Source organism: Mycobacterium sp., assembly GCF_050701675.1.
GTDB lineage: Bacteria > Actinomycetota > Actinomycetes > Mycobacteriales > Mycobacteriaceae > Mycobacterium.
Window position 1 is genome coordinate 1 of sequence record NZ_JBOGDD010000655.1, and the last position, 7562, is coordinate 7562.

Sequence of the window (7562 nt, forward strand, 5' to 3'; positions counted from 1 at the left end):
GCCGTTGGCCGGGCGCACTTCTCATTTCGCCTAACGCGGCCGCCGCCAGATTCGCCACGCCAGCGAGCGCCTTGAGCGCGAGGCCGAAGACTACTGCGGCGCAATCCCTCTCGAGACAATCGACGCAGAGTCGTTGGTTCCGGTCCAGCGTCGGCGGGCAGAACCGGCCGTCCACGAGGTACAGTTTTCCCGGCCCCAGACGGAACTCAGGTTCCGCTGGTTGGGAAATCTTGCCGACAGCCCTGAGACGGGCTGTGCGCAGGCGGCGTACGACGACGGCACGGCCGCCATATGACTCGAAGGGCAGGAGGCACACGGTGTTCCGAGTGGTCAGGAAGGTGTGGATACCGCTGCTTCTCGTGGTCGTCGTCGCGCTCGGCGCATACGCGATAGCCCGCATTCGCGCGACGGGCCATCAAGGCCCGAATTTAGCGGAAGGCTCCGGAATTACCGAGAACTTCAATCCGAAGCACATCGAGTACGAGATCACCGGGTCGGGCGGGACCGCGAACCTCAACTACCTCGACGAGAACGGCCAACCTCATCTCATCGAGAACACCCCGCTGCCCTGGTCGTTCACGATCGTGACGACGCTGCCGTCGATGTCAGCCAACATCATGGCCCAGGGTGATAGCAACACCCACGACCTTGGGTGTCGGGTGACCGTCGACGGCGACGTGCGCGACGACCGCACCAGCACCGACACGATCAAACCGTTCATCTACTGCTTGGTGAAATCCGTATGAGCGACGCACACACGAAGCCCCATCGCCCGTTCCTCGGCCGGATGGTTCGGATCTTCTCGGTGCCGATCATCCTGTTCTGGGTGCTGGTCGCGGTCGTCCTGGGCATCGTGACCCCATCACTGGACGACGTCGCGGCAACCCGGTCGGTGCCTCTCAGCCCTACGAGCGCGCCGTCCTATGTGGCCATGCTGAACATCGGCAAGGTGTTCAAGCAATACGATTCGGACTCGACGGCAATGGTCGTGCTGGAGGGTGACGACAAGCTCGGCGACTCGGCACACAAATTCTACGACCAGATCGTCGCCAAGCTGCTTGCCGATCACGAGCACGTGCAGAGCGCTCAGGACTTCTGGAGTGATCCGCTGACCGCGGCGGGCTCGCAGAGTGTGGACGGCAAGTCCGCCTACGTGCAGATCTTCCTCAATGGCGCCCAGGGCACCAGTGCCAGCCACGAGTCGGTGCAAGCGGTGCGTGACATCGTTGCCTCGGTGCCCGCACCACCGGGTATCAAGGCTCATGTCGCAGGCAATACCGTGCTCAATGCCGACACCCAGGTGGCCGGGCATCAAAGCCTGGCGATCACGGAGCTCGTATCGGTCGGCGTCATCGTCCTGATGCTGCTCATCATCTACCGCTCCATCGTGACGATGCTCGTGTCCATGGTCATCATCGGCCTGGAACTCTTTGCTGCTTCGGGTATTACAGCCACGGCCGGCAACCTGAACATCATCGGCTTGACCCCGTACGCGGTGAGCATGGTGACCATGCTGGCCTTGGCCGCCGGAACAGATTATGTGATCTTTCTGTTGGGGCGATATCACGAGGAGAGATCGAAGGGCCTCGACCGGGAAGACGCGTTCTATGTCGCCTACAGCGGCGTATCGCATGTCATCCTGGGTTCCGGGTTGACCATCGTCGGTGCCTGCTTGTGCCTCACCATGACCACGCTGCCCTACTTCCAGACCATGGGTCTGCCCTGCGCGATCTCGGTTCTGGTGGTCGTCATCGCAGCCGTGACGCTGGCGCCTGCGATCTTGACGGTGGCCTCGAAATTCGGTCTGCTCGACCCCAAACAGAAGATCGCCTCGCCAGGATGGCGCAAGGTCGGCACGTCCGTGGTTCGCTGGCCCATTCCGATCGTCTTGGCGACCAGCGTGATCGCCATCGTCGGTTTCGTCGCCCTGCTGACCTATGTGCCTCAGTACAACGACCAGAAGTACACCCCCGCCGACATGCCCGCCAACATTGCCATGGGCGTCGCGGACCGCCATTTCTCCCAGGCCCGCATGAACCCGGAACTGTTGATGCTCGAGGCTGATCATGACCTGCGCACCCCCGCGGACATGCTCGTGATCGAAAAGGTCGCCAAGAGTGTCTTTCGGATGCGGGGCATCGATCGGGTGCAGACCATCACCCGCCCACTGGGCGCACCGATCCAGCACAGTTCGATCCCGTTCCTGATCGGCGCGCAGAACGCCAGCACTCTGCAGACCGCGAAGTTCAACAACGACAACTCAGCGCAGATGCTCGAGCAGGCCGACGAGCTGAGTAAGACCGTCGCCAGCATGGAACGTATGTACGCCATCACCAAGGAAATGACCGAAGTCACGCACAGCATGGTTGGCAGGACCCACGAGATGGCGGCCACCACCAACGAGTTGCGTGATCACATCTCCGACTTCGACGACTTCTTCCGCCCGATACGCAACTACTTGTACTGGGAGCCGCACTGCTACGACATCCCGATGTGCTGGCCGATACGGTCGATCTTCGATTCCTTGGACGGGATCGACACACTCGCCGACCAGATACAAGGTCTCACCATCGATCTGGACCGTTTGGATAAGCTGCTGCCGCAGATGTTGCCGGTTCTGCAGGAGACCATCGGCACGATGAAGACGATGCGCGACTTCATGATCGCGACCCACAGCACCATGGCCGGAACCCAGGCCGCGCAACAGGAGGCGGCCAAGGGCGCGACGGAGATAGGCCTGTACTTCGATCAGGCCAAGAACGACGACATGTTCTACCTGCCGCCGGACGTGTTCGACAATCCCGACTTCAAACGTGGGATGAAGATGTTCATGTCGCCCGATGGCAAGGCGGTCCGGATGATCATCACCCACCAGGGCGACCCGGCCTCGGTGGAGGGCATCGAACACGTCCGGGACCTCAAGGGTGTCGTCGCAGACGCCCTCAAGGGCACCCCGCTGAGCGACGCGAAGGTCTCCCTCGCCGGCACCGCGTCGCTGTATGCCGATATGCAGGACGGCGTCGTAACCGACCTCGTGATTACGGTCCTCGCCGCGATGATCCTGATCTTCGCGATCATGCTGGTGATCACTCGCAGCGTGGTGGCCGCCCTCGTGATCGTCGGCACCGTGGCCGCATCCCTTGGCACCGCGTGCGGTCTGTCGGTGCTGCTGTGGCAGGACATCCTTGGCCTGGGCGTGCAGTGGATCGTGATCCCGTTGTCGATCGTGATCCTGCTGGCCGTGGGTTCGGACTACAACCTCCTGGTGGTCTCGCGCTTCAGAGAAGAGATACACGCCGGCCTCAACACCGGCATCATCCGCGGCATGGGCGCCACCGGGCGCGTGGTCACCGCCGCGGGCCTGGTCTTCGCGTTCACCATGATGTCGATGATCTTCAGCGACCTGCGCGTGGTCGGTCAGCTCGGCATGACCATCGGTATCGGCCTCGTCGTCGACACGTTGATCGTGCGGGCGTTCATGACTCCGTCGATCGCTGCCGCCCTCGGACGCTGGTTCTGGTGGCCACTGAACACCTTCAAGATCGTGAAGAGAGGCGGTCCTGAACCCACCTCCGACACGAACACCGCGCCGATTTCGACATCGCCAACGGTATGACTCGGTGGCTCCGATCTGCGAAGCTGGAACCAAGTTGTCATCGCCGGATCGAGACACATGACAGACAGCGAATCGAAACTGCGCCAGCGCACTGACGGACGTCTGGACCGGTCACGCGATCCCGCCATCCTCAACGCCGCCGTGGCCGCCCTCACCGAACACGGCTACGACGCCACCAACATGAACGACATCGCCGCACGCGCCGGCGTCGGCAAAGCCGCGATCTACCGCCGGTGGTCCTCCAAGGCGGCGCTGGTCACCGACGCACTCGTCCACTGGCGACCCGACCTGATGACCGACGAGGCTCCCGATACCGGCAGCCTCACAGGCGATTTCGATCTTCTCGTCGAACGCACGGCCCGCAATGACGACGACTTGGTCTCCAATGACCTGGTACTGCGGGTCGCGGTGGAAGCCGCGCACGATCCCGAGCTCGCCTCGGCCCTCGACGACCTGATGCTCCACAAGGGTCGACGGGTGGTGTCGGCGATACTCAAGCAAGCTGCTGCCCGCGGCGAAGTGTCCGGTGATCGGGACTGGTCGCTCGTCGCCGATGCGCTCACCGCCATGGCCCTGATGCGGGTCATCGGCGGACAAACCGTCGATGCCAAGTTCGTGCGGGAGGTCATCGACACGTTGGTATTGCCTGCAGTTTATGCGCCGGTCTCGACGCCAGCGGATCCAAGCACGCGCAGCGCCAAGACAACCGGCCCCTCGTAGGACATGGCCGGTCAATCACTGGCAGGCAGGGGCTTTGCCTCCTTGAGCACGAGGGGCGACGCCCCCACGCTGAGCGACCCGGCGCCTGCCTTGGTGACCAGAACCTCCGCGTCGTCGGCGTCCACGTAACGCTTGCCCATCGCATTACCGTCGGCAAAGCCGGGGTCAGGTGTGAGCCCCGCGGGCCGATGGGCATCCAGCGCCAGCATCGGCTGCCCTCCGCAGCGCAGGTCATCCAGGCTGTCTGCCGCCTTCACGACGATGACCTGTGTGTCACACACCTGGCTCTGCAACCGAGTGCCGTTCTTGATCATGTTGTCTCCCTTTATTTCTCGGCGGTCGCGTCGCGAAGATCTTCGATGATCTCGCGACGAAGTAGCTTTCCCGTCGCGTTTGTCGGCAGCTCGTCACGGAAGACCACCCGGTCGGGGGTGCGCGATCCCCGCAGTACCTTCCTAACGTGCTCACGTAGCTCGTCGGCATCCGGTTCGGTACCCACAGCCGGAACCACCACCGCGACGATGGCTTGCCCCCATTGCGGATCCGGAACGCCCACGACGGCGACCTCGTGCACGTGGGGATGCTCGACGAGGACGTCTTCGAGTTCCGCGGGGGCGATGTTCTCACCGCCGCGGATGATGGTGTCGTCGGAGCGCCCGGTGATGAAGAGATAGCCCGCCTCGTCAAGCGTCGCGATGTCCTTGGTGGCGAACCAGCCGTGCTCGTCGAGGACCGATCCGATGCCGGTATACCTACCCGAGACCTGTTCGCCCCGCACGAACAGCTCACCGGCCTCCCCCGGCCCGAGCGAGTCGCCCTCGTCGTCGCGAATCTGCACCTCGATGCCCGGCACCGGCTGGCCGACCGAAGCGAGCCGTTTGGCCGCGAGTTCATCGGGGTTGCCGTGGGCAGTGCGGTGGTCGTCGGGAGTTAGCACCGCGATGGTCGAACTGGTCTCGGTCAGGCCGTACGCGTTCACGAATCCCACGCCAGGCAGCAGGTCAAGAGCCTTGCGCACCAAGGGAAGTCCAACCTTCGACCCGCCATAGGCCAGGTTGCGCAGCGAGGGCAGCTCGGTCGGCTGCCGCTCCAGCGCAGTGACGATGCGGTCCAGCATGGTGGGGACGACGGTCGCTGTCGTCACCTTTTCATCGGCGACGAGCCGCACCCACTCGCCGGCTTCGAAACTGGTCAGGTAGACCATCTTTCGGCCGGCGTACAGATTCGACATCGCAGCGTTGACCCCGGCGATGTGATACGGCGGCACACAGATCAGGGCCGCATCGGTGGGTTCCGCAGAGTCGAATTCGACCGTGCCGGTGATGTAGCTGGTCAGGTTGCCATGGGAGAGCTCGACCGCCTTGGGCTTCGACGTCGTTCCTGAGGTGAACAGCACGATCGCGACATCTTCGGGATCGGCGAACTCCGCGACGGGATCCGCAGTCCGCGCCGCGGCCAAGAACTGCTCGGAGGTCAGGAGGCGCTCGCCGACGTCTCCGATCATGTCGCGGTAGCGCTCGTCGACGATCACCAAGGGATCAGGCAAGCGGTCGATCAGCTCCTGGATCCCGTCGGCACTCAACCGGTAGTTGATGGGCGTGTACGGCTTGCCTGCGCGCGCCGAGGCGAAGATCAGCAACGGCTGCATGAGACCGCCGGGGCCGATGTACGCGACATGTTCGGCGCCCGAGCCGGCGATGACGCCCGCTCCCCCGTCAGCCAGTGCGCTGAGCTCACCGGTGGTCGGCCGATTGCCGCCGTCCACCAGTGCAACCCGATCCGGATCAGCCGAAGCAGCCATCTCCAACAGCAACGAGATACTCAAGAGCTCCTCAGCCTTCGTCTACGCAATCAACGGCCCGACCGCTGCCTCCCGGCGGCAATCCGATTCTAGACCCGAGCCCGAGAATCAGATATATAGTTATAGGCTTAGCGGCATCTAAGTCAACGCGGATTCCCGCCACAGGCGGAAACGACGGTGACACCCCGCCGGAAGGAATGCAATGAGCAGCGCGCCCGAGATCGCCATCATCGGTGTCGGACTTCATCCCTTTGGACGGTATGAGGACCGGTCGGCACTGGAGATGGGCGCCGTGGCGATCAGCAGGGCGCTGCGAGATGCCGGCGCGCCCTGGTCGGACGTGGACAGCCTGTACGCAGGCAGTCTGGAGGTGGCCAACCCCGAGGCGGTGACCGGACTGGCCGGCATGACCGGAATCCCGGCGCGTGCCACGCTGAGCGGTTGTGCGACCGGCAACTCACTGCTGACATTGGCGGCTCGCGACGTAATGCTCGGTGAGGCCGACATCGCGATAGGCGTCGGGCTCGACAAACATCCACGCGGCGCCTTCGGTGCCGACCCGTCGGTCTCCGGGTTGCCGCAGTGGTACGGCGATCAGGGCATGTTCCTGACCACCCACTACTTCGGCACCAAGATCATGCGTTACATGCACGATCACGGCATCAGCGAGGAAACCCTCGCCCGTGTCGCGGCCAAGAACATGGAAAACGGCGCGCTGGCGCCGCATGCGTGGCGGCGCAAGCCCATGAGCATCGAGGCGATCCTGGCCTCGCCAGTCGTGAACGCACCACTACGCCAGTACATGTACTGCAACCCGAACGAGGGCGCCGCCGCCGTGGTGGTCTGCCGCGCCGACAAGGCCAAGCAGTACACCGACACTCCGATCTACCTGCGTTCGACCGCCCTGCGTAGCCGCCGCGAAGGCGCCTACGAACTGTTGCGCACCTCGATCGAGCTTCCCATCCAGCCCGGCACCACGGCTGAGGCGGCCCGCGCCGCATACGAATTGGCAGGCATCGGCCCCGAAGACATCGACGTCGCGCAGCTGCAGGACACCGACGCCGGCTCAGAGATCATCCACCTGGCCGAGACCGGTCTGTGCAAGGACGGCGAGCAGGAGGCGCTGCTCGCCGACGGCGTCACCAAGATCGGCGGCCGACTGCCCGTCAACACCGACGGCGGCCTGCTGGCCAACGGCGAACCGGTCGGTGCATCAGGCCTGCGCCAGATCTACGAGCTGGTGCAGCAGTTGCGCGGCACCGCAGGCGACCGCCAGGTGCCAGGAGATCCGCGGGTAGGGCTGGCCCAGCTGTACGGAGCACCTGGGACCGCCGCAGTCGCCATTCTTTCCAGGTAGCCGAGCCAAAAGGAGCAGTGCCAATGACCGACACCCAGGCCGAAGCACAACGCCGCGCCGAGGTGGAC

The 7562-nt window shown here is 64.0% G+C and carries 6 protein-coding genes; 4 read left to right on the forward strand and 2 right to left on the reverse strand.

All coding sequences use genetic code 11. The features are described from left to right. Window positions 1–326 precede the first annotated feature (326 nt). From ACRDUX_RS20165 to ACRDUX_RS20175, 3 genes are read left to right on the forward strand one after another with little or no spacing between them, the layout of a single operon-like run. Window positions 327–746, forward strand: a complete 420-nt coding sequence (locus tag ACRDUX_RS20165; RefSeq protein WP_526415816.1) for an MmpS family transport accessory protein — start codon at window positions 327–329, stop codon at window positions 744–746. After that, window positions 743–3616 carry an MMPL/RND family transporter gene (locus ACRDUX_RS20170; RefSeq protein WP_526415806.1) on the forward strand — a complete coding sequence of 958 codons (2874 nt, stop codon included), beginning with the start codon at window positions 743–745 and terminating at the stop codon, window positions 3614–3616. Before ACRDUX_RS20165 ends, ACRDUX_RS20170 begins: the two co-directional genes overlap by 4 nt. A gap of 57 nt (window positions 3617–3673) precedes the next feature. Then, the gene (locus ACRDUX_RS20175; protein ID WP_526415808.1) at window positions 3674–4336 is read left to right on the forward strand and encodes a TetR/AcrR family transcriptional regulator; all 663 of its coding nucleotides are present in this window, start codon (window positions 3674–3676) and stop codon (window positions 4334–4336) included. An 11-nt stretch (window positions 4337–4347) separates the two neighbouring features. On the opposite strand, the gene ACRDUX_RS20180 is transcribed toward ACRDUX_RS20175, so the two are convergent. Beyond that, window positions 4348–4650 carry a hypothetical protein gene (locus ACRDUX_RS20180; protein ID WP_526415810.1) on the reverse strand — a complete coding sequence of 101 codons (303 nt, stop codon included), beginning with the start codon at window positions 4648–4650 and terminating at the stop codon, window positions 4348–4350. 11 nt (window positions 4651–4661) lie between these two features. Continuing rightward, window positions 4662–6161, reverse strand: coding sequence for a class I adenylate-forming enzyme family protein (locus ACRDUX_RS20185; protein ID WP_526415812.1), 1500 nt, complete (start codon window positions 6159–6161; stop codon window positions 4662–4664). 178 nt (window positions 6162–6339) lie between these two features. Between ACRDUX_RS20185 and ACRDUX_RS20190 the strand changes: the two genes are divergently transcribed. Then, a complete protein-coding gene (locus ACRDUX_RS20190; protein WP_526415814.1) occupies window positions 6340–7494 on the forward strand; it encodes a thiolase family protein in 1155 nt (384 codons plus the stop codon). The last annotated feature ends 68 nt before the right edge of the window (window positions 7495–7562 follow it).

Bases quoted from the DNA above. Each gene is read 5' to 3' on its own strand.
- ACRDUX_RS20170 (WP_526415806.1), top strand. From the start codon at position 743: ATGAGCGACGCACACACGAAGCCCCATCGCCCGTTCCTCGGCCGGATG.
- ACRDUX_RS20180 (WP_526415810.1), bottom strand. From the start codon at position 4,650: ATGATCAAGAACGGCACTCGGTTGCAGAGCCAGGTGTGTGACACACAG.
- ACRDUX_RS20175 (WP_526415808.1), top strand. From the start codon at position 3,674: ATGACAGACAGCGAATCGAAACTGCGCCAGCGCACTGACGGACGTCTG.
- ACRDUX_RS20190 (WP_526415814.1), top strand. From the start codon at position 6,340: ATGAGCAGCGCGCCCGAGATCGCCATCATCGGTGTCGGACTTCATCCC.